The organism is Chloroflexota bacterium (assembly GCA_016197225.1).
Classification (GTDB): Bacteria; Chloroflexota; Anaerolineae; order Anaerolineales; family VGOW01; genus VGOW01.
Genome location: JACPWC010000080.1, coordinates 62975 through 84550, shown reverse-complemented (window position 1 = coordinate 84550; position 21576 = coordinate 62975). Strand labels below are relative to the sequence as shown.

General features: G+C 59.9%; 20 protein-coding genes. 2 read left to right on the top strand and 18 right to left on the bottom strand.

The genetic code is table 11. The features are described 5' to 3' along the window. Positions 1–42: 42 nt before the first annotated feature. The 6 genes from HYZ49_14720 to xseA are packed head-to-tail and all read right to left on the bottom strand — an operon-like array spanning position 43 to position 4117. Positions 43–357 carry an EthD family reductase gene (locus HYZ49_14720; protein ID MBI3243534.1) on the bottom strand — a complete coding sequence of 105 codons (315 nt, stop codon included), beginning with the start codon at positions 355–357 and terminating at the stop codon, positions 43–45. Positions 358–410: 53 nt separating this feature from the next. Further along, positions 411–1652 (bottom strand): PLP-dependent transferase, encoded by a 1242-nt coding sequence (locus HYZ49_14715; GenBank protein MBI3243533.1) that lies wholly within the window; start codon positions 1650–1652, stop codon positions 411–413. Between the two features lie 60 nt (positions 1653–1712). Further along, positions 1713–2180, bottom strand: coding sequence for a divergent PAP2 family protein (locus HYZ49_14710; GenBank protein MBI3243532.1), 468 nt, complete (start codon positions 2178–2180; stop codon positions 1713–1715). Between the two features lie 2 nt (positions 2181–2182). After that, positions 2183–2434 carry an exodeoxyribonuclease VII small subunit gene (gene xseB, locus HYZ49_14705; GenBank protein ID MBI3243531.1) on the bottom strand — a complete coding sequence of 84 codons (252 nt, stop codon included), beginning with the start codon at positions 2432–2434 and terminating at the stop codon, positions 2183–2185. 49 nt (positions 2435–2483) lie between these two features. Continuing rightward, entirely contained in the window at positions 2484–2882 is a 399-nt protein-coding gene (locus tag HYZ49_14700; GenBank protein MBI3243530.1) for a GxxExxY protein, read from the bottom strand. Next, positions 2882–4117, bottom strand: a complete 1236-nt coding sequence (gene xseA, locus HYZ49_14695; protein MBI3243529.1) for an exodeoxyribonuclease VII large subunit — start codon at positions 4115–4117, stop codon at positions 2882–2884. The genes HYZ49_14700 and xseA overlap by 1 nt, the downstream gene beginning before the upstream one ends. A 140-nt stretch (positions 4118–4257) precedes the next feature. Here xseA and HYZ49_14690 point away from each other — a divergent pair, with 140 nt between their 5' ends. Next, the gene (locus tag HYZ49_14690; GenBank protein ID MBI3243528.1) at positions 4258–5535 is read left to right on the top strand and encodes an extracellular solute-binding protein; all 1278 of its coding nucleotides are present in this window, start codon (positions 4258–4260) and stop codon (positions 5533–5535) included. Between the two features lie 4 nt (positions 5536–5539). On the opposite strand, the gene HYZ49_14685 is transcribed toward HYZ49_14690, so the two are convergent. From HYZ49_14685 to HYZ49_14670, 4 genes are read right to left on the bottom strand one after another with little or no spacing between them, the layout of a single operon-like run. Continuing rightward, positions 5540–6325, bottom strand: a complete 786-nt coding sequence (locus tag HYZ49_14685) for an alpha/beta hydrolase (GenBank protein MBI3243527.1) — start codon at positions 6323–6325, stop codon at positions 5540–5542. 16 nt (positions 6326–6341) lie between these two features. Then, entirely contained in the window at positions 6342–7760 is a 1419-nt protein-coding gene (locus HYZ49_14680) for an AMP-binding protein (GenBank protein ID MBI3243526.1), read from the bottom strand. Positions 7761–7794: 34 nt separating this feature from the next. Continuing rightward, positions 7795–8382: a hypothetical protein gene (locus tag HYZ49_14675; GenBank protein ID MBI3243525.1), complete on the bottom strand. Its 588-nt coding sequence runs from the start codon at positions 8380–8382 to the stop codon at positions 7795–7797. Between the two features lie 54 nt (positions 8383–8436). Next, a complete protein-coding gene (locus HYZ49_14670) occupies positions 8437–9438 on the bottom strand; it encodes a radical SAM protein (protein ID MBI3243524.1) in 1002 nt (333 codons plus the stop codon). A 126-nt stretch (positions 9439–9564) separates the two neighbouring features. Between HYZ49_14670 and HYZ49_14665 the strand changes: the two genes are divergently transcribed. Further along, positions 9565–10932 (top strand): DEAD/DEAH box helicase, encoded by a 1368-nt coding sequence (locus tag HYZ49_14665; protein ID MBI3243523.1) that lies wholly within the window; start codon positions 9565–9567, stop codon positions 10930–10932. A 41-nt stretch (positions 10933–10973) separates the two neighbouring features. On the opposite strand, the gene HYZ49_14660 is transcribed toward HYZ49_14665, so the two are convergent. From HYZ49_14660 to HYZ49_14625, 8 genes are all read right to left on the bottom strand, one after another. Then, positions 10974–11477, bottom strand: a complete 504-nt coding sequence (locus HYZ49_14660; GenBank protein MBI3243522.1) for an adenylyltransferase/cytidyltransferase family protein — start codon at positions 11475–11477, stop codon at positions 10974–10976. Positions 11478–11488: 11 nt separating this feature from the next. Beyond that, positions 11489–12832, bottom strand: coding sequence for a capsule biosynthesis protein CapK (locus HYZ49_14655; GenBank protein MBI3243521.1), 1344 nt, complete (start codon positions 12830–12832; stop codon positions 11489–11491). Between the two features lie 54 nt (positions 12833–12886). Beyond that, entirely contained in the window at positions 12887–13474 is a 588-nt protein-coding gene (locus HYZ49_14650) for a hypothetical protein (protein MBI3243520.1), read from the bottom strand. Positions 13475–13521: 47 nt separating this feature from the next. Then, positions 13522–15273, bottom strand: coding sequence for a VWA domain-containing protein (locus tag HYZ49_14645; protein MBI3243519.1), 1752 nt, complete (start codon positions 15271–15273; stop codon positions 13522–13524). Positions 15274–15310: 37 nt separating this feature from the next. After that, positions 15311–15472: a GxxExxY protein gene (locus HYZ49_14640; GenBank protein MBI3243518.1), complete on the bottom strand. Its 162-nt coding sequence runs from the start codon at positions 15470–15472 to the stop codon at positions 15311–15313. Positions 15473–15535: 63 nt separating this feature from the next. Then, positions 15536–16600: a proline racemase family protein gene (locus tag HYZ49_14635; protein MBI3243517.1), complete on the bottom strand. Its 1065-nt coding sequence runs from the start codon at positions 16598–16600 to the stop codon at positions 15536–15538. Between the two features lie 24 nt (positions 16601–16624). Then, complete coding sequence (locus tag HYZ49_14630) at positions 16625–17653, bottom strand: hypothetical protein (protein MBI3243516.1); 1029 nt, start codon at positions 17651–17653, stop codon at positions 16625–16627. A gap of 1 nt (position 17654) precedes the next feature. Then, on the bottom strand, positions 17655–21554 hold the full coding sequence (locus tag HYZ49_14625; GenBank protein ID MBI3243515.1) for a tetratricopeptide repeat protein: 3900 nt from the start codon (positions 21552–21554) through the stop codon (positions 17655–17657). Between the last annotated feature and the right edge of the window lie 22 nt (positions 21555–21576).

The window sequence follows — 21576 nt, the reverse complement described above, 5'->3', positions numbered from 1 at the left end:
TCTAGACTTCTTTTTTTTGATTAAAAATGAATTTTAATACGTTTATGTACTTGCACAATTATAGAATAATTTAACATTTTTATTTAAAAAAATTTGAAGTTCCAACACTTGCAAAACGTTCCCGGCCCGCACGCCCTTCTCGGACATCATGGCCTTGTCCATGGCCGCCTTGTTGTCGAAGTAGAACTCGTGAATCTTGTAGAACTCGCTGGGGCCTTCGGGGCTGGTGAGGCTGGAGCTGACTTCCACACGCAGGACGCCGGGCATGGCTTCGGCGAAGTGGACGAAGTCTGGCCAGATTTCTTCGAACTTGCCCAGGTCGGCGGGGTGGCGGAAGAGGATGGTGAGTTTGTACATGAATAGGCGCGAAATACAAAACGTAAAACGTCAAAGGTAAAGGGTGTTTGCTTTCAGCATTTTGCTAACGCTTGATCAAGATCGTCCAAAATATCCGCCGCGTCTTCGATGCCAACCGAGAAGCGGATGAGGCCGTCGGCGACGTTGAGGCGGGCGCGGGTTTCGGGCGGGAAGGCGGCGTAGTTCATAGTGGCCGAGAGTTGAATGAGCGAGCCAACCGTTCCCAAACTGGTGGCGATGGCGGGGATACGCAAAGCGTTCAACATGACCCGGGCCGCCGGAGCGCCGCCCTTCAGCTCAAAGCTCATCATACCGCCAAAGCCGCCGATCATTTGCTTGCGGGCAGTGGCTTGGTCGGGGTGAGAGTCCAGCCCCGGATAATTCACGGCGGCGACTTTGGGGTGGCCATCCAAATAATGAGCGATCGTCATCGCATTGAGGCAATGTCGTTCCATCCGCAGGGCGAACGTTTTCAGGCCCAGAATGCCCAGCCAGCAATCCATGGGGCTGGGGACGCCGCCAAAGTTCTTGAGCATGTCGGCGACGTCCTTCGTCATGAAGTCGAGATGCGGGCTGACCAGGGCGCCGCCCAAGTGCGTGCCGTGACCGGAAAGATATTTGGTGGTCGAGTGGGCGACGAGGTCAGCGCCGAGGTCGAGCGGGCGCTGGCAGTAAGGTGTGGCAAAGGTGTTGTCGGCCATCAGCCACGCGTCGTGATGGTGAGCCAGGTCGGCGAGGGCGGCGATGTCTTGCACTCGCATGACCGGGTTGGACGGCGTTTCGATGTAGAGTAGCGAGGTTCTGGGATGGGCTTTGAGCGCCCGCTCCCAGCTTTCGGGCGACGCCTCTTCGACCCAGACAACTTCGACATTGAAGCGGGGCAGAACTTCGGTGAAAAGGCTGAAGGCGATGTTGTAGAGCGAGCTTTGGGCCAGCAGAGTTTCGCCGGCGCGCAGGCGGCCCAGCACGCCGCTGGAAATGGCGGCCATGCCGGAGGCAAACGGTGTGGCCCTGACGACAGTTTCGAGCGGGCGTTCCGGTTTGCCTCTCAACAGGTCAATGCCTTCAAGCAGGGCATACTTCTCGGCCAGTTGTTGGACAGTGGGGTTGGTCGTGCGCGAGTATGAGTAGCCCGGCTCTTTCCCGCCCATGATGGCTTCGCCGGTTTCGACATCGGGAAAGGTGAAGGTGGACGAGAGGTAGATGGGGCCGACGTGAGCGCGATGAGCGTTGGCTTCTTCACCAGCATGAATGGCGTGAGTGCCGAGGCTGTAGTTAGGAGGTAGGGAAGACATGGAAGTTGGAGATTAGAGATTAGAGAATTGGGCGCTTCGCTTGAGATTTGGGATTTTCTTTTAGGCGGTGTAATTTTTGAGCCACCACCAGGCGGCGGAGCCGACGACAATGCCGAAGATGGTGCCGGCCAGCACCTGACGCGGGGTGTGGCCGAGCAGTTCTTTGAGTTCCTCTTCTTTGAGAGGGTGGCCGGTGGCCAGGTCTTCGATCATGCGGTTGATGACTCGGGCGTGTTCTCCGGCGGCGCGGCGCACGCCGGTGGCGTCGTAAATGACGATCATGGAAAAGACGGCGGCAATGGCGAAGACCGCCGAGTCGAAACCGTATTCAAGGCCCATCGTCCAGGCCAGCCCGGCGACCAGGGCGGCGTGCGAACTGGGCATGCCGCCGGCGCTGAGAAGCAGATGCCAATTGAACTCGCGAGTGAACAGATAGTCGAGCGGGACTTTGATAATTTGGGCGAGACTCCAGGCGGCCACAGCGGCGAGTAGCGGATCATTTTGGAACAGGGCGGCGAGTTGGGGCACGGTCAGCTTTCCTCAGCGCCGAAGGGTTCGATGTCTTCCAGATCGCCGCCGGGCGACAATTGTTTTACTTTGAGTTCGGCGGCGTCGAGCAAGCTACTGCACTGGGCGGCCAGCGCCTGCCCGCGCTCGAACCAGGCCAGCGCCTCGTCGAGCGACAGTTGGCCCGACTCCAGTTTGGCGACGATGGCTTCCAGTTCGGCGAACGCTTTTTCAAAGCTTAGTTCATTTGGCGGAGCAGAGGTTTTTTTGGGCATAGTGAATTCACCACGAAGGCACGAAGGTGCGAAGTTGCACGAAGAGTTTTTATAGGATGATGCGTTTGATGCCGTGTTTGATCAGCGGCACGTTGAAGTTAATGAGGAAGCCGAGTCGCTTGCCGCTCAATTTTAATTGGCTCAAGAGTTGGGCCTCATAAACGGGGAGCATTGTTTCAACAGCTTTGAGTTCGCAGATCACCAAGTCTTCGACCAGCACATCAAGGCGAAGGGCATCGTTGAAGGTAATGCCGTCGTAAACGATCGGCAATGCTACCTGCCGGACGTAAGTCCAGTTTCGTTTCTTTAGTTCATGGCAAAAGCAGACTTCGTAAACATGCTCAAGCAAGCCCGGCCCAAGCGCTTTATGCACTTCAAAGGCACTGTTTACGATGGCGGTCGCGATTTCCTCTTCGCGAACTGAAAGGGGCGGATGATTTGATCTCATCATTTCTTCTTTCCTTCGTGAATCTTCCGGTCTTCGTGCCTTTGTGGTGAATCAACGCTGGCCGTGAATTTTCCTTGACTCACGCGCACGTCGAGCGGGTCGCCGGGTTGGACTTCGGCGGCGGAGCGGATGACGTGGGCGGTGTTGGCGCGGGTGACGACGGCGTAGCCGCGCTGGAGGATGGCCAGCGGGCTGAGGGCGGCCAAACGCTGGGTCAGGCCGCCGGCGCGGTGGCGGCTGATTTCCAGCGCATGGCGAGTGGCCGAGAGTGAGCGCAGAGTCAGATCATCCAATCGCTGGCGCGAGTTGGCAAGTTGGGCGCGCGGCGAGAGTCCGCGCAGGGCGGCTGTTCGTTCGGCCAGCGCCCAGCGGCGCGCGCGCGCGAGGCTTTGCAACGCGCCAGCCAGCCGTTCGGTCTGGCCGCGAAGGTCGGCCAGCAGGTCGAGGCGGTTGGGTGTTGCCAACTCGGCAGCGGCAGAAGGCGTGGGCGCGCGCAGGTCGGCGGCGAAGTCGGCCAGGGTGAAGTCGGTTTCGTGGCCCACGCCGGAGATGACGGGCGCTTTAGAGGCGGCGATGGCCCGAACGACGTCTTCGTCGTTGAAGGCCCACAGGTCTTCGATGGAGCCGCCGCCGCGAGCGACGATGATCACTTCAGGCTTGATTGAGTTAGCGGCAGAGAGGGCGTCCACAATTTGCGGCGGGGCATCGTCGCCCTGAACCGGGGTCGGACACAGAATGACTTCGAGGGCGGGCCAGCGGCGGCGGATGACGTTGAGCATGTCGCGCAGGGCGGCGCCGGTGGGCGAGGTGACGATGGCTAAGCGATGTGGCTGGCTTGGGATGGAACGTTTGCGGTTTGGGTCGAAGAGGCCTTCGGCTTCAAGTTTGGCTTTGAGGGCGGTGAACTGGCGGAAGAGGTCGCCCTGGCCCTCGGCTTGAATCCAGTCGGCGTAGAGTTGATACTGGCCGGCGGCTTCGTACACGCCAACCGCGCCATGCACTTGGGCACGGTCGCCGTCGCGCGGGCGGTAGAGCAGGCGGGCGGCCTGCGCCTTCCACATCACGCAACGAACGGCGGCGGCTGAGTCTTTGAGGGTGAAGTAGAGGTGGCCGGAGGCAGGCCGCGAGAGGTTGGAAATTTCGCCGACGACGACCAGGTCTTTCAGCCGGTAGTCGGTTTCCAGAGCTGCGCGAATGTAGTGGTTGAGGGCGCTCACCGTCCAGGCTTCGTCCATCGTTGGCTGATCGTAGCTTACGCGGAAGGGTGTGTCAAATTGGGTTTGAGTCGGCGGGTTATAATCGAAAGATGAAATGCCGCCAATTCACAATTAACAATTCACAGTTCACAATTGCGTTGAGCATTGCGAATTGTGCATTGTGCATTTTCATTCTCGCCGCCTGTTCGTTTCAACCCGGCCCTGCGCCGGCCACTTCGCCGCCCACGGCAGTGACGGCTGAACCGACAGCCACGACGGCGGCAAGCCCCGAACCCAACAAATCGCCTCTGCCGCAAACGCCGGTCGCCCCGGCCACCCAAACCTTGCGCCTGTGGTTTCCGCCGCAACTTGCGCCGACGAATGACGACGCGGCAGGCCGACAATTGCTCACGCAACTGCAAGCGTTTGAAGACTCTCACCCTGGCTGGCAAATTGAAGTGCGAGCGAAAAAACTGACAGGGCAGGGCGGCCTGCTCGACTCGTTGCAAACGACTCTGCAATCGGCGCCGGGCATTAGCCCGGATGTGATTGTGGCCGATGGGCCGACGCTGACGAACGCCGCGCCCTTTTTGCAGACACTCACCGAGCACTTTGGCGAAGCGGAGCTAGCGGACTTTTATCCGTTTGCGTTGCAGGCGGCCCGCATTGACAATCAACTGCTGGGGTTGCCCTTTGCCGCCGACGCGTTGGGGCTGGCCTACTCCACCAATGTCTACGTCACGCCGCCGCTGGCCTGGGTGGACCTCAACACTGGCGCTGGCCCGATCTGGCTTCCACTCAACGATCCAACGGCGCTGGTGACGTTGCAACAATATGTGGCCCTCGGCGGCTCGCTCACCGACGAGACTGGCAAGCCGGCCATCAACTCAACCGTACTGGCTCAGGTGCTGACCTACTATCAGTTTTTGCAAGTCAACGATTTGCTTTCAATTGGATCGCTGGAGTCGGTCAACACCGCCGACACCTGGCTGGCCTATCGCGAGAGCCGGGCGACCTCGGCGGCGGCTTACGCCAGCACCTATTTTGCGGAGAGAGATCGCGTGGCGGCCACCGGCTACACGCTCCTGCCCACACGCGAAGGCAACAGCCTCACCTTTGCCAGCCAGTGGAACTACGCTTTGGTGGCCGCCGACCCGACGCGGCAAAGCATGGCGCTTGAATTGATGCGCTGGCTCACTGCGCCCGACAACCTGAGTGCGTGGACTCTGGAGGCTCAACTCTTGCCGACTCGGGGAGCGGCGCTGACTCAGTGGCCCGACCCCGCCTTGCGCGCCATCGCCGGGGAAGCCGTCACTGCCGCCCAGCCTTTGCCCTCCTCAACCTTGCTCGGCGTGCTTGGCCCGCCCATCACCCTGGCCGTGCAATCCGTCCTCAGCGGCCAGGCCACGCCCGAAGTTGCGGCAGAGGCGGCGGCTCAAACGATTGCCGGGAGATAGTTTGTCACGGATGAAGTAGAAAACGTAACGCGCCCGGCAGGCGGCCCGCCCAGGCCGCCTCTTCGTGGCCCGCGCCCTCGTCAACGATGTACAGCAAATTCTGATCGACTCGATAGCCCTTCTGGCTGAGATGCTTGTACATTTGCCGGGCGCTGTTCTCGCGAGTCCCGTTGTCGAGATAGACCTTGCCCGGATTCATCGCCGCCCCGGCCACGTAATCGTAGATCGCGCCCTTTGCAAACCAGAACGAAGGACTCATCGCCCCGACAAAGCTGAACACTTCCGGGTAACGAAGGAAAGCATACAGACTGATCAACCCGCCCATTGAGGAACCCATGATGCCCGTGTGCGCCTGGCCGGGCAGGGTGCGGAAATCACGATCAATAGCCGGCTTCACCGTGTTGATGATGAAGTCCAGGTAAAGCTCGCCGCGCCCGTTGTGAAAATTCGCGAACGGGTTGTATTCCTTGAGGCGCTGGTCGCCAATGTTGTTGAGGCCGACCACAATCGCCTCCAGCCCCTCGCGGCTCAATTTCTCCAGCGTCTCGTCCACTTGCCAGTCCTGCCCGGCAAAGGCGGTGTCGCGGTCGAACAGGTTCTGCCCGTCGTGCATGTACAACACCTGATAGCGCCGGGTGTCCTGAGTGTACGACGACGGCAAATGCACCAGCACGTCGCGCCCATTGCCAAGCTGTGGACTCCAAAACCCTCTGCAAATCTTCACTGTTCCGACGACGGTGTGTTTTCCGCCTTTTGGATAATCTTCCCAAACGATTGTCTCTAAAGTCATAGCCTCTATTGTGGTTTCACTTTCCGTTTTGCTCAATAGCCTCTTTCGGCAGGTCGGCGGTGTATTGAACCACTTTATCGTCCGACTCAAGCGCCGCAATCGTCAACAGTTGCTCAGGGCCAAACAGATCGAGCAACGCCCGGCGCGCCTCGTGCTGGCCGGCTGTCCCACGCAAGCCGAGCCGGAGCGAGCCATCGGCAAATTGATGCAGGTTGAATTGGCTGATCGGCAGAGCACGGAGGGCGATGGAAACATCAACGTTGTTCACCGGCTGGCCGTCTCTGGCGCGAAAGACAACCGGCGAGCGCCCTTCAAGACCAACCAGTAGGGGCAGACCTGCGTGTCTGCCCAAGTGTCTGCCCAAACCGCCCCGAAACTCAAGCGTGGCAAAATCGCCGGTGCGATAGCGAAGCAACGGCAAAAACGGGTTGAAGCCACCGCTAAGAGTCACTTCGCCGCGCTCGCCCGGCGCACAGGCCGATCCATCTTCGTTTAGAATTTCAACGTACAGTCGAGGTTGCAAAAGAGTGTAGCCGCTCAGACTTCCGAAATTTTCTAAATTTCGGAAGTCTGAACCAACAGCAATCGGCCCGGCCTCGTTCATCGAATACAGGTCAATCACCGGGCAACCAAAACGCGCCTCAAGCGATTCGCGCCAGGCCGGGGTGAGCGTCATGGCCGTGGAGACGAGGGCTTTCGGCTGCGCCGCCAGCGGAAGTTTGGCAAGCTCGGCAAACGAAATGGGATCGCCGGTGTAGATTTCGGGTTGAAGATCGTTCAAGAACCTGGCCCGGTCGCCCGGATCGCGCCACTCATCCGGGCTGAGGTTGACTTTGACGAAGCCGCCCTGATCGAGCAGGGCCGAGACGGTGGCGTAAGTGTAAGTGCGCTTTTGAAAGCAAACGAGGGCAACGGCGACTCGCTCCGGGCCGCCCTCAAGTGTGATGTTGTGCGTTGCCAGCGCGGCTTGCAGGAGCGGGACATAAAGCCCAAGTGTGTCGGGATGGGTGAGGATGTCGAGCGGGTGCCCGGTTGTGCCGGACGTGTTGTAAACGATCAGGCCGTCAAGGGATTGCGAGTCGGGGAGGAAAGCCCAGGGTTCGCGATTGAGGTCGCTTCGGTCAGTCGTCGGCAGGTCAAAAAACCCTTCGACTGCGCTCAGGGCGCCTGGCGGCCCGAGACGGCGATAAATAGGAACCTCACGAAAGCAACGCTCGACAAACCCGGCCAACCAGTCTGGAACTTCACCGTGCCTCCAGGTTGGAGGCGTGATCTTTAGCTCCTCGGCAAAAGCGCGAGCGCGGCGCAAACCTTCTGCCGTTAGGCGGTTGTAGCCGCGATGGGTGAAGCGCGGCGCGTGAAGGTGTTCCTCAAGCCGCCGCAGAAGGCGATGGCCTCTTTCAGTGATGAGTGGAAAGCGATCGGTGGGAAGCATGTTGAAGGTTGGAGAATTGGAGATTAGAGATTGGTTATTCGCGCATCGTTTTCATTTCCGCTTCGCGGGCGGCCTCTTCGGCCATCTTGCGCCGGATCTCGCGGGCGCGTTCTTCAGCGGCGCGGGCGGCGGTCATCACCCGCTGGCGCTCGGCAGTGTCGAGGGTGCTGAGGCGATCCTGGGCCTGGGCGAGAGTTTCTCCGGCAGGGCGCAGGCCGAGGGCGCTTAAACAGAGGCGGCTCAACTCTTCACGACGGTCGGGGTCGTTGACAAAGTTGGGCGCGGGAGTCAGTTTGGCCGATTCGGTGAGGCCGTCAACCAGAAAGTTGAGCGCCCGTTTGGAAAATTGCTGTCTGTTGGTGAACCACGAGTCGCGCAGGAGCCAGCAGGTGACGAGAACCAGGCGCAGGCGGTTGCGGTCGAGCCTGGCGTTCGACGATTGAAAAGCGGCAACCTGTTGTTGCGTGAGCGGCTCGCCGCCGAGATCGCGAATCAAGTCGGCGACGACGGCGGCCACGTGAACCGCGCCCGCGCGCCCGAGGCGCGGCTCGGCCAGGAAGTCGGCGGGGCACTCGGCCAGGCGGCGGGTGAGGGTTTCGAGGAGGGGGCCTTCAGTGTTCACGAGTCTCATCAACGGATTGAACGTATTCAACGGATTTGTTCTTGGATGATTTGTTCAAGTCAGGGAGCCAAGCCCGCCGACAAACTTTCCAAACACGTGGGTGCTCGGACAGTCGAAGCACGGCGCTGACATTTTATCGCGTTTGCGCGTTGCGAGCCGCGAGGGCAATTGAGCCAGGTCGCGCGGCCCGCGAATCTCACTTAGATGAATGCCGTAATCCTGTAGCGTGAAACTGCACGGTGCGATGAAGCCGCGTTCGTCAATGAAAAGAAAGCGCTGGCCGGGAGAACAATCAGAGATCGGAGATTGGAGATTGAGCGACCAGTTTTGTAGCCGCTCCAGATAATGTTCGCTTCCGAGAATCGTCAATCCTGGTTGTGCCATTCGGGCGCGGATGCCGGGCAGGGCTTCGCAAAACTGCTCGACTTGCTCCGGCAACAAGCGGTGGTCGGGAAAGAACTCTGGCCGGTCGCGCCCGCCCAGGGCGTTGAAGGTGATTTCCTGCACGCCCCATTCGGCCACAGCCCGGCACAGAGTTTCAAAGTTGCGGATGTTGTCGCGCATCAAAATGGTATTGACGCGAAGAAGCGGGCCATGTCCCGTATTCCGTTTTAGCTCGCTCAAGCTTTGGATGTTGAGCCGCAACTGCTCAAACAGCCCCGGCGCGTCCCGGCCCCGGTCGTGGAAATCGCCGAGGCCGTCCACGCTGATCGTGAGTTGATCAAAATCTTCGACGAGCCGCCGTCGAACAGACTCGGAATTGAGGGCCGTGCCGTTGGTAGTGACTCCGAGTCGTAAATTGAAGCCGTTCTTAAAGGTGTGCGAAACCTTGAACAGCGGCGGCCAGCGCAACGGCTCGCCGCCAAGCCAACTGACGAGAACATCGCGCTGATAAGTTGTTGCGTACTCTTTGAGCAAAGCGCCGAAGGCCAGAACTTGAGCCGGGCCGGCCGAGAGGCGGGGGCGGCGGAGGTGGCGGCTGTAGGCGCAGAAGGCACAGCCGAGGTCACAGTGTTCGGTAATTCGCCAGACGACGACCAATTCCGGGTCAGGCATGATCTCTATGATACAATACCGCCTCCAGTTGTTGTGTTTTGTGTGCCCCTTGCCGCCAGACCCGCTTGTGGACTGACGGCAGTTTTATTTGTTCAGCCTCGAGTTGAACCAAAGGTTTATCGAAAAATGAATTTTGAAGCATTTCAATTAGACCCGCGCCTCATGGCGGGTGTTCGGGCGCTCGGCTACACCGAGCCGACCCCGATCCAGGAGCAGGCGATCCCGCCCATTCTCGAAGGCAACGACGTGATGGGCCTGGCCCAAACCGGCACTGGCAAGACTGCCGCCTTCGTTTTGCCCATTTTGCAACGCCTGCTCACCGGCCCGCGTGGCCGGGTGCGCGCCCTCATCATCTCTCCCACCCGCGAGTTGGCCGAACAGACTCACGTTGCCATCACCCAACTTGGCCAGCAGACCCGCATCCGCAGTATCACCGTTTACGGCGGCGTGAGCATGAACGCTCAAAGCGATAAACTACGCGGCGGCGTCGAGATAGTCGTCGCTTGCCCCGGTCGTTTGCTTGATCATCTCAAGCAAGGCCAGATCAACCTGGCCCAGGTGGAAGTGCTGGTGCTCGACGAAGCCGACCGGATGTTTGACATGGGCTTCCTGCCCGAAGTGCGCAAGATCATCAAACACGTTCCGGCCAAACGGCAAACGCTCTTCTTCTCGGCCACCATGCCCGACGACGTGCGCCAACTGGCCCGCGACGTGCTTGGCAACCCGACCCGGGTGCAAATCGGCGAGGCCGCCCCGGCCACCACGGTTTCCCACGCCTTGTACCCGATTGCCCCGCACCTCAAGACCGCCCTCCTGCTCGAACTCCTGCGCCACACCGATACCGACTCAGTGCTGGTGTTCACCCGCACCAAACACCGGGCCAAGCGGCTGGGCGAGCAACTCAAGAAGGGCGGTTACAACGCCACCTCTTTGCAGGGCAACCTGTCACAGAACAAACGTCAGGCTTCGCTCGACGGCTTCCGCTCCGGCAAGTTTCAAATCATGGTCGCCACCGACATTGCCGCCCGAGGCATAGACGTGTCGAGCATCTCGCACGTCATCAACTACGACATGCCCGACACCGCCGACGCTTACACCCATCGCATCGGCCGCACGGGCCGGGCCGCCAAAACCGGCGACGCCTTCACCCTGGTCACTCAGGAAGATGCTGACATGGTGAAAACGATTGAACGGATTCTGGGGACAAAATTGGATCGCCGCACCCTGCCAGAGTTCGATTATAAACAACCCAAGTCTGCCGGTGAAACCGACTCTCGACCCCCATTTCCATCGCGTCCGTTTGCCCAGCGCCAGGAATACCCTCGCCGGCCCAACACTTCAAGCCCCAAGCCGGTCTCGCGGCCTGCGCCGGGAAACAACCGTAACGCGCCCGCGCCTTACGTCTCCCGCCTTGCCGCCGACCTCCCCTCGCAACAAGCCGGATACCGGTCTCGCCCGCCGGCCAATAAACGACGACGCTATTCAAAACGCTAAAGTAAAACTGTAGGGCGAGTTGTCAACTCGCCCTACATTATTTAAGCCGGATCATGAAAGATCGGCGGAAGCATTTTGTAAAGCCCTTCAGTGTAATAGGCTTGTACTGATGGCGGAATAAGCTCCCAGCACGCTCCTGGATTACCGCGAACGGCAGTGCCTGAAACAGGGAACTTCTCACGGCGCAAATCCACGCACTCGTGCCGCGCCCCCAGAATCTCGGCCAGCTTGTCGCCCGCAACCTCAGACGTGAACACCACATTCGGCCCGACAGGAACGAAGCGGCGAATGGTATTCAGCCAGATAGTCCAAAAGTCGGGATGTTCGTGCGGATATGATGGAATTTCGTCGTCGCAGTGCTGAACGTTCACCTCCGGGTACAACTCGCGCACCCACTGATAGCGAAGCGAGCCAGGAATCGGCTCATGAAGTCGCGAGCAAACCAGCACCGTCAGGTGGTCAACGCGCTCGCGAGCGTATTCAATTAAGTACATGTGCCCGCGATGGATGGGCATGAACTTGCCCCAGATGAAGCCGGTGGTCATGAGTCGGATGGTCAGGTAGTCGGATGGTCGCTGGTGTATTGAATCACTTTGTCGCCAAGCGACACCACTTCTTCAACGGTCAATCTTTGATTGGAGCTGAAGAGGGCGAGCAGGGCGGCGTGGATTTGAGAGATGTCCGCACCTGAGCGCCGTATTTTCAAGTGAAGCGAATCGTCGGCGGCCTGGTGCAGAGTGAACTGCGGCAGGGCCAGATGCTTGAGCGCGCCGGTCACGTCAAGGTTGTTGACGAGTTGGCCGTTTGCGCCGCGATAAAGCACCGGCGGCCTGCCCTCCAAGCGAACCAACACCGGCTGACCGTCTCGCCACTCCAAACTGGCGTAGTCGTTGGTGCGATAACGCAACAATGGCAGAAAGAAGTTGAGGCCGCCAGTCAGGGTGACTTCGCCGCGCGCACCGGGCGGACAGGGGCTGCCATCAGAATCCAGAATCTCGACGTAGAGGCGGTGTTGCAGGAGAACGTGAACATCGTCGCGCAGCACCGCAACCGGCCCGGCTTCGTTCATCGAGTATACATCCAGCACCGGACAGCCGAAGTGCGACTCGAGTTGTTGGCGCAGGCCCGGTAGGAGCATCATTGCCGTTGAGATCATGGCTTTGGGCCGGCTCTTGAGGGGGAGCTTCATCAGTTCCATGAAAGCGATGGGGTCGCCGGTGTAAAGCTCCGGGTTGCAGTCGTCGAGGAAACGGGCACGGTCGTCGGGGTCGCGCCAATCGTCGGGGTGAAGGTTGAGTTTGAGGTGTCCGGCTTCACCCTGGTGCGGCGTTACCGAAGGATATGTGTAAGCCTGGCGCTGATAGCCGACGAGGACGCAACACACTTGCCCGCGCCCGCTCGTCAACTCAATGCCCTTTGTCGCCAGCGCCGCCTTGAGCAGAGGCGTGTAACACGCGCCCACAACCGGGTGTGACGGAATAGTGAGCGGGTGGCCTGTTGTGCCGGATGTGGCGTAGATGATCAGATCATCCAACGGAGCCGTGTCCGGCACAAACGACCCAATCTCACGGCTGAGGTCGGCGCGGCTGGTGGCGGGAATGTCGTGGAAGTTAGCAGGTTGCCCGTCGTAACGCCGGTAGAACGGCACATCGCGAAAGCACATCTCGACGAAGCCGGGGAGCCAGGCCGGGAAGCCGCCCGGCGGCCAGCCCTTTGGGGCAGAGTTCAACTCGGCTTCGTATTCATGCACGCGGCGTAAATACTCGACGGTCAACCGGTTGCCGCAAACCGCCGTATAACGCGGCGCATGTGGGTGTTCGCGCAGCCGCTTCAGCAGGCGGCGGCCATCATTGGTGATGAGCGGAAAACGTTCGGCGTCCGTGAAAGGCAAGTCGGCCATCAATTACCGGTACACAGATGAACACAGATAAACACAGATGTGTTTATCTGTGTCCTATTCTCTGGACCACTTATCCGCCGCTTCTTCCGCCGCCTTCCCGGCCATGGCTTCGCGGATTTCCTGGGCGCGCGCTTCGGCGGCGCGGGCGGCGGCGATGACCCGCTGGCGCTCGGCGGTGTTGAGGGTGGTGAGACGGTCGAGGGCTTGGGCGGCGGTCTCTCCGGCCGGGCGCAGGTTCAGGGCGCTCAAACAGAGGCGGCTAAACTCTTCGCGTCGGTCGGGATCGGAAACGAGTTGCGGCGCTCGGATCAGCCCGGCCAGTTCGTCGAGTCCGGTGAAGAGCAGTTGCCGGGCGGTTTCGGCGAATTGCCCTCGTTCGCGAAACCAGGCGTCGTGTAAGAGCCAGCAGGCGATCAATACAACTGAGTAATGATTGCGATGCTTCTTCGCATCCGTTCGCTGAAAGAGAACAGCTTCGTCTTTGCTCAACGGCGGGCCGCCCAGACTTGTCAACAGGTCGGAGACCACTGCCGCCACGTGCACCTGGCCGCTCTTGCCCAGGCGCGGCTCGGCCAAAAATTCGGCGGGGCACTCGGCGAGCCTGCGGGTGAGGGTTTCGAGCAAGGGGCCTTCGGTGTTCAATGGCAAATGACAAATGACGAATGACGAAGGTGGCTTTCGCCTTTCGTCTATCGTCCGTCGTCTCCATATTTGGCTTTGCTAAACGCCTTCGCAAACGCTACTAACTCTTCCCACGTTCGCACCACGCTAATCTGCCAGCCTTCGTCGTGGGCGCGAGAGAGGTCGGCGTTCTTCTGCCAGTCTTGCCACAGGTTCAATACCATCGAGCCGCCGCCGCGCGCCTTCGTCAGCGCCATTTGCGAAACCTCCCAGCCGCTGTTGCCTTTCTCGTCTTTGCCGAACATCGTCGTGATGCCGTCGTCGGAGATGTGCAGGATGTGAACGGGCCGGTCACCCGGCTTTCGGTTTTGATACGTCTCACGCAAAACGTGAATCGGGAAGGCCGTTGCCCCGCCGAGGTAGCCGGTGAGGATTCCCAAAATCTTGCGCTCGTCGGCGATGAAGCCGCCGGTGGTGTCGAACTGCCCCGCGCCGCTCCACAGCGTGGCCTGCACCCGCGCCCCGACACGCAGAGCCGAAAGGGCGATGATGGCCCCGGCCAGCGTGAGATACGACACATTCACTTGCGGGTTGGGCATCGAGCCGGAGCAGTCCACGTACAAATCCAAGTCCAGCGGCTCTTTTTCTGGCAGTGAGCCTTCGGTCGTGCCCCACACTCTCTGCACCGTCGTCATGCCGGGCACAACGCGCGGGCTGACGATCACGCTCTGCAACCAGTCGGCGGCTTCCAATGGCGAGCCGATGTCCCACGCCTCGAGGCCCTCAGGCAGGGGTTCAGTTGATTCAGGTTTTATCCGCGTCGGAAAGCGAATCAGATTCGGCGTGGCCCGCTCTTTATAATAGCGAATCGCGATCTCGTGATCGCTGAGATTGAGGCCCAATGCTTTCAGGATTTGACCGTACTCGAACGGTTCACGATACTGACCACGGCTGCCGCCGGGGGCGTCGCCGCCTGGCCGTGTCCCGTTTTTCTTTTCGCCCCTGATGTCATCTCCTTCGAGTCCCGTCAACTCGTCATCCAGCGCCGGATGAATCGCGCCCTCCAGCTCGTCGTCTTCGATTTCGGTCAGGCCGCCGGGCGCGCCGCCCTGGCCCGACCCTTCCATGTCGCGCCAGCCGCGCAAAATTTGTTGAATCTCCTGGCCTTCGTTTTCGAGCAGGTAGGGCAGGCACAGGGCGGCAAACCGCCCGGCGCCGCCCATCCAGTCTCTGGCGTATGACCGGATCAGCCGCGAGCCGAGGTAGGCATCGCCTTCAAGCTGATCGTCAATTGTGCCTTTCGCCAACTTGCCCTTCGGCAAGCTCCACAGAATTTCGTAAACCCGCATGTAAAACGTCCAAAGCTTGTCGGTTGAGTTGTTGCCAAGCGTTTCGTACACTTGCGCCAGCCGCAAATTCGATCCACGTTGCAGTCGGTCGTTGATCAGCAGGTCGGTGTACAAGTTGCTGATGAAGGCGGCCAGATGCTCTTTGGTGGGCAGAGCGCGCCGCATCCGGGCAATCATCCGTCCGTGATCGGAAAGATCAGCCGGGGCGTAAACGTGATGGCCGACTTCGTGGGCCAGAATTTCGAGCGCGAACGGCTCAAGCTTTTTTTCGGCGATCAGATGCAGGCCAATGACCACCGCCTGATCGTCGAAGCGGATCATGGCGAAACTGCCGGTCAGCCCTTCGCGCTTGGCGTCGTCTGGCGTGAAGCACCAGCGCGGTTCGCTGAGGCGGGTGAACCGGCTCCACAGAGTGAGCGCTTCGGGCCATTTGGCGGCCCAGGCGCTTTGGAGGTCGTTCAGGTCAGGCATCAATTACAGAACGCGGATGACGCGGAGAGGCGCGGATTTACATGGGAACCTGAGCCTCAACTTGATACCCTCGCTTTCGAAGCTCGTGAATCAAAGCATTTCGGTAAACCTTTTCCAGAAAGCCGTAGCCAAGTGTGTTGTAGACGTAGTAGAAGGCATTGATGATGGCCTCCGTGAGTTCTTCATATTTGAGACTCATAAACGACTCCTTTCAAAGCAATCCGCGAAAATCCGCGTGCGAAACGCCCGCGTCATCCGCGTTCTAATCCACAGCGCCCCAAATGTCGCCGACGGTGAAGCCGTTTGGAAAGGGGTCTTCGGGATCGAGGACATAATTGGCCAGACCAGTGATCCAGGCCTGACCGCTGAGAGTCGGCACGACCGCCGTGTACGGCCCGACCTTTGTCTCTTCGACCAACCGCCCGGTGAAGATCGTGCCCAGAATTCCTTCGTGGCGAAAATCCTCATTGAGTTTGAGTTGGCCTTTGGCGTGCAACGCCGCCATCTTGGCGCAAGTGCCGGTGCCGCACGGCGAGCGATCAATCGCGCCTGTCCACGACGAAGGCTTGTTCCAGTCCAGTTTGCCGGTGGAGACGGTGACGGCGTTTTTGCGATGCGCGTCGGGGTGCGAGGGCGGGCCGGAGAGTTGGGCGATGGTCACCTCTTTGATGTCGGGATTCTCCGGGTGGACGACGGGCAACTGTTCCTGGGTGGCGGCTTTGATCATTTCGCTGATGCGGGTAATGTCGCGGCCTTCATCGGGTGTGAGCCGGAGGCCAAATTGTTCGGCGTCGGCGATGACATAGAACATACCACCCCAGGCGACATCAACAGTGACGGTTCCCAGGCGATAGACTTCGATCTGCTTGTCGAGATGGACGGCAAAGGCCGGGACGTTCTTGAACGTTACTTGAGTCACTTTGCCGTTTTTACAGTCGGCGCGGATGCTGATCAATCCGGCAGGCGACTCGAGGGTAAGCTGAGTGACCGTCTCGGTCATGGGCAACATGCCGGTTTCGAGTAACGCGGTGACGACGCAGATCGTGTTGGTGCCCGACATGGCCGGGTACTCGACCTGTTCCATGATGATGTAGCCGGCCTGGGCTTCGGGGCGAGTGGGCGGCAGGATGAGGTTGCAGTTGGCCGCCGGGTAGCCGCGCGGCTCGCGCAACATCCGTTGGCGAATGTCGTCGTGATGCTGTGCAAAGTATTGCATCTTCTCGAACATCGTCCGGCCCGGCACGTCCAGCACGCCGCCGGTGATGACGCGGCCCGGCTCGCCGCAGGCATGAAGATCAACGGCTGAGATCATGTTGGTTACTCGCATTGCAAATAGTTTCCTTTTGTGGTGTCATTCGGCAAGTGCGACGAGATAGACCGAGTGCGACAGCGGCGTAGTGACGGCCAGCGTTGTTTTATTGGCGGCTGTGCTTTGGGCATTTGCCAGCTCTGGAAAGTTGCCGATTGGTTTGCCATCAACACTCACTTGACCTGCGCGGTTGAGGCTGAAAGATGCGCTGGTCTGCAAGTCAACAGGCTGGGCTTCGGTGCGATGCCAGGTTGCGCCGAAACAGTCGGCGGTGAGCAGCCACGAGCCGTCGCCATCGGTGACGATGAAGTGTTCGCCTGACGAGAAGACGAGCGGGGGCGACACGAACAGGCCGCCGAAGCCGCGAAAGGCCCCGAGGTGGGCGACGATTTGTAATCGGTTATTGGTAATTGATAATTGAGTAATGCCGTTTGGATTTAGCCAGGGATTGGTTTGCAGGTGCTCAAGAATTGTAGTGATAGGCAAAGTGTTGATTGGAGAAATGCCCAACACCGCGCGGGCGATCTTCTCGTCCAGCGTTCGGCAAATTTCCAGCGCGCCCTGACGGTAGTGGGCCAGGCCGGAGCGCCAGGCGGCCACCTGTCCGGCCTTCAACAATGTGTCAACGTCCGGGCAGAGCGGCGCAAGTTCCAGCATCAGCTTCATCCACTCGCCGGGTCGGGCCGAGGGTTCGAGCGAGAAGTTGTAGAGCGCGTTGGTGATGGCGCTGATCACGGCTCGGGGCGCAGAGGCGAGGTGTTGCGGCAGAGACGGCAAGACCGTCTTCCAGCCTTCGTTGATGGCTGGATACCGTGAGGCAGGGCCGAGCAGTTCCTGCCCGATCAGATCGAGCGACAGGTCATATAACGTTTCAACCGTCTCTGTTGCGGCCGCCGGATTCTGGCGGGCCACGGCCTCGACAATCGGCGCAACCACCGACCGCAAATGTTCAGCGAGGGCTTCGGCGTTCAGGTTGGGTTTGAAGCGCCGCGCTTCGGCGAACCTGGCGTTGAAGCGGGCGCGGTTGGCTTCGAGGGTTTGGGCGAAGAGGCCGGTGATGAGTTTTTCCACGTTACTCCGGTGGAGTCAAAGCCAGCGCAATGGCGTCGTCCAGTGACATGGCCTGCCCTTCCGCCCACGCGGCGTTAAACGCTTCTTCGCCCAGCGTAGCGCGAGCGGCGGCGAGAGTGCGCTCAAATTGGCGGCGGGCTAAAGACTCAATGGTGCCTTTGATAACGGCCAACAACGTTTCAGCCGCCGCCGCCAAGCGCGCCGCGCGCCACGCCGCACCTACCCCCACCGCCACCGCCGCTAACCCAGCCAGGTTATAAACGACCACTAACTTTTCGCCCATCTCTCGCGCCTGCGTCAGGCTCTCGGCGTGCAGGGCCCGCGCCCGGATGTAGTCCTGCTGTTCAACCGCCACAAGTCCCAGATGGAAGAGCGAGAACATAATACCCCGCTTGTCGCCCATCTCCCGGTACAGCGCCAAGCCTTCCTCGTGCAACGCTCGCGCGGCCGCAGAGTCGCCTTGATAGTTGGCCACATTCCCCAGGTCGTTGAACGATGTCGCAATGCCCAACTTGTCGCCTATCTGACGCCTGAGCGCCAGGCTTTCTTCGTGCAATGCCAGCGCGGCCGCATAGTCGCCTTGCTCACCAGCCACAGACCCCAAGTTGTTGAGGCAAATGGCAATGCCCCACTTGTCGCCCATCTCCCGCACCAGCGCCAGGCTTTCCTCATACAATGCCCACGCCGCCGCAGAATCGCCTTGAACACCAGCCACAAGCCCCAGATTGTTGAGCGAGGCCGCGATACCCCGCTTGTCGCCCATCTGACGCGTGAGCGCCAGGCTTTCTTCGTACAACGCCCGCGCCGCCGCATAGTCGCCCTGGTCAAAAAACACAGACCCCAGGATGTTGAGCGCGCGCGCCGCCTCATGTTGATCGCCCACCGCGCGCGCCGACGCCAGTCCTTTTTCCAGGTGCCCGTGGGCGTCCGCGTACTCTCCCTTGCGCCAAGAGACGATACCCATCTCAATCAGCGTCTCCCCCACCCTGGCGCGGTCGTCCAGGGCCTCACACCCGGCGCGTGCCTGCACTAGCCATGCCAGCGCGGCATCGTAATCGCCGCGCAGATGCAACAACGCACCCAACGCCTGTTGACAACGCGCCGTGGCCGCTGGGTCAGGCGCCGTTTCAGCCAATGCCAGCGCCGTGTGGTAATCGGTCTCCGCTTCCGCCCACTGCCCCATGAGCGAGAAAAGGTCGCCGCGTTTGAGATGCAGGTCAATCTGTTCGCGTGGCTCCGCTAGCAGCGGTAACAGCCGCGCATAGTGATCCAACGCCGCCTCATTGGCAAACGCCGCCTGCGCCACGTCACCGGCTTTCTGAAAATATTCCCGCTGTTTGGCCGAGTTGTGGCTCTGCCCGTAGTGATGGGCAATGGTCTCCACGGGCGCGGCGATGGTCTCCAGGTACTGCGCCAACTGCTCGTGCAACTGCGCGCGCGTGGCGAAGGGCAAACTCTCATAGGTCACTTCGTGGGTGACGATGTGCTTGAAGAGATACGCCAACTCAGGCTCGGGTGAGTCGAGCGGCGTGATGTCTATCTGCGCCAGTCCCTCTAGATCGGCTTGCACGCGGGTCGGTGCGCCCAGGTCGGGATAATAACCCGTCAGCCAATCGGCGCGGAACAACCGCCCGACGATACTGGCCACGCGAAGCGTCGTCTTCTCTCTTTCAGTGAGCGTGTCAATGCGGCTGAGGATGAGCGTGTGCAAACTATCGGGTAGTTCGATTTTGTTCAGGTCAGCGGCATCGCGCGGGTCGAGTCCGCGGTCGCGCAAAAAGTTGAGGAGTTCTTCCAGATAGAACGAATTGCCCTGTGAGCGCGCCATCAGTTTCTCCACCAGCATGGGCGGCACCGCGCCACTGCGGGCGGGGTACAACTGCGCCAGTTTGGCGCGAATGGCGCCCTCGGCTTCGGTCGCGTTCAGTTCATGTAATTCGATCCTGGTGAAGTTCGACATGGCTTCGAGCCGCGGCGCTTCCAGCCGCGCTAGTTGCGGCGGGCGATACGCCAGCACGAAACACACACGGCTGTCGCTCAGCGCGCGCGCCAGTTCTTCGGTCAGGTCGTGCGAGAGCGCGTCAATCCAGTGCAGGTCTTCGATGACGATCAGCAACGGTTCATCCTTCGCCGCCGCGCGCAGACAATCCTCCAGCAATGCCCGCAAGGCGCTCTGGCGATATTTCGGTTCGAGCGTTTTCGTAAAATCATTGTCGGGGATCTCGAGATTCAACAGAATGCCCAACAACGGCAGGGCTTGCATGCGCTCAGGCGCGCGGTCTTCAATTTCACCTTCAAGCAAACGGATTTGTTTTTTCAACGGCGCAGAGGGGTCCACATCAAAGAACGCTGACCAAATGGATTTCCATGTTTGATAGGGCGTATTGACCGCATCCGATTGACAGGCTCCGCCATAACCAGCGAATCCCTTTTTGCGCGCAACGCGGATCGCCTCCGCCACGAGTCGGGACTTGCCCATGCCTGCCTCTGCCACGATACCAATGACCTGCCCTTTACCTTCAAGTGCTAAATCTAATTTGTCATTGGTAATTTGTAATTCTTTTTCGCGTCCAACCATCGGCAAAGCGTATGTGGGTTCTTGCAATCGAATCGCCCGTTGTTGTCGTTCCCCCGTCACCGCGAACACAGGCAACGGTTCCGCCTTGCCTTTCATCGGCAACGGCGGGCGCGGCTCGGAAACAAAATCATTCGCCGTCGTCTTCTGAATTTGTCCACCCAATAGAATTTCACCCACCGCCGCATTGCTCATCAAGCGCGCCGCGAGATTGACTTCATCGCCCAACGCTCCGTATGTTCTCCGCGTCGCGCCGCCATACGCCCCCACGCGCATCACGCCTTGCGTAATCCCCATCTGCAATTGCAACTCCGTTTTCTTCCTCAACTCCAAAGCCGCCCTCACCGCCCGCCGCGCATCATCCTCATGCGCGGATAACGCTCCAAAGTTGACGTAGATGTAACTGCCCTTGTCGCCAATGGTGAGTTGCAGGACAGCGCCGTCGTAACGGGCCGTAATGCCTTGCAGTTGCCGGATGAATGAATCGAGTTGGGCTTGCGCGTCGTCCGCGTCGTAATCAATCCCCACAAAGCGCACAAACGACACCGCGCATGGCCGGAACTCGGTGAGGAAGGAGCCTTGCCCAGATATTTCGCGCTCATACACAAGTTGGTGCATCCACACACGCAATTTGTTTGCGGCAGGTGGGCGCGAGGTTGCAGGTAATGCAGGTGTGTTTGATTCACTTGCGAATTGTGTGGCCACTGCAAAGCGCTCACCGTTCTGGGCATCGCTGCGCCATTCTTTGATTGTCAATGATTCACCAATCGCGTCCACGGTGGCTTCGTCTAGGAGCACATCACCTTTATTTGCAAGATGCTCCCCTGTGGATGTACGAGCCACCGCCGCGCCAGCCAATGCGTCCAGATAGTTGATCTTTGGGTCGCCCACCACGAAACGGCGCGCAGAGCCAGTGGCGACCGCGACCTTCAAGGTCAGCGCCGTCGTTGAGCCATTGGGCAAAGCGATCGCCGTGAATGCCTGCATCGCTTTTTGTAGCGCGAACGCGGACGCCGTCGCGCGCGGCGCGGCTTGACCATGCGCATCGTCGAACCAGCAAGTAATCGCATCTCCTGCAAAGCCGATGACACTGCCGCCATACTTTTCGATTTCGGCGATGAGGGCGGTGTACACGGCATCGAGATGCCTGGTCAATTCTTCCGCGCCGCGTCGCGGGCCGAGCGAGTCACGCAAGGCTTCGGTCAATGGTGTGAAGCCGGAGATGTCGGCAAATAGCGCGGAGCCGGCCGTGCGGTCGGGCAGGGTTTCACCGCGGGCGAGGGCACGGAGACGGTCTTGAGGAAGGTAGGCGGCTAGAGCATTCATTTTTTGTTATCCACAGATTTAC

What these genes read in the sequence shown, in the direction of transcription:
- HYZ49_14685 (MBI3243527.1), bottom strand. Translation starts at nt 6,325, where the DNA reads ATGACTTTAGAGACAATCGTTTGGGAAGATTATCCAAAAGGCGGAAAA.
- xseB (MBI3243531.1), bottom strand. Translation starts at nt 2,434, where the DNA reads ATGCCCAAAAAAACCTCTGCTCCGCCAAATGAACTAAGCTTTGAAAAA.
- HYZ49_14635 (MBI3243517.1), bottom strand. Translation starts at nt 16,600, where the DNA reads ATGCGAGTAACCAACATGATCTCAGCCGTTGATCTTCATGCCTGCGGC.
- HYZ49_14715 (MBI3243533.1), bottom strand. Translation starts at nt 1,652, where the DNA reads ATGTCTTCCCTACCTCCTAACTACAGCCTCGGCACTCACGCCATTCAT.
- HYZ49_14700 (MBI3243530.1), bottom strand. Translation starts at nt 2,882, where the DNA reads ATGAGATCAAATCATCCGCCCCTTTCAGTTCGCGAAGAGGAAATCGCG.
- HYZ49_14655 (MBI3243521.1), bottom strand. Translation starts at nt 12,832, where the DNA reads ATGGCCGACTTGCCTTTCACGGACGCCGAACGTTTTCCGCTCATCACC.
- HYZ49_14640 (MBI3243518.1), bottom strand. Translation starts at nt 15,472, where the DNA reads ATGAGTCTCAAATATGAAGAACTCACGGAGGCCATCATCAATGCCTTC.
- HYZ49_14665 (MBI3243523.1), top strand. Translation starts at nt 9,565, where the DNA reads ATGAATTTTGAAGCATTTCAATTAGACCCGCGCCTCATGGCGGGTGTT.
- HYZ49_14625 (MBI3243515.1), bottom strand. Translation starts at nt 21,554, where the DNA reads ATGAATGCTCTAGCCGCCTACCTTCCTCAAGACCGTCTCCGTGCCCTC.
- HYZ49_14720 (MBI3243534.1), bottom strand. Translation starts at nt 357, where the DNA reads ATGTACAAACTCACCATCCTCTTCCGCCACCCCGCCGACCTGGGCAAG.
- xseA (MBI3243529.1), bottom strand. Translation starts at nt 4,117, where the DNA reads ATGGACGAAGCCTGGACGGTGAGCGCCCTCAACCACTACATTCGCGCA.
- HYZ49_14680 (MBI3243526.1), bottom strand. Translation starts at nt 7,760, where the DNA reads ATGCTTCCCACCGATCGCTTTCCACTCATCACTGAAAGAGGCCATCGC.
- HYZ49_14660 (MBI3243522.1), bottom strand. Translation starts at nt 11,477, where the DNA reads ATGACCACCGGCTTCATCTGGGGCAAGTTCATGCCCATCCATCGCGGG.
- HYZ49_14645 (MBI3243519.1), bottom strand. Translation starts at nt 15,273, where the DNA reads ATGCCTGACCTGAACGACCTCCAAAGCGCCTGGGCCGCCAAATGGCCC.
- HYZ49_14670 (MBI3243524.1), bottom strand. Translation starts at nt 9,438, where the DNA reads ATGCCTGACCCGGAATTGGTCGTCGTCTGGCGAATTACCGAACACTGT.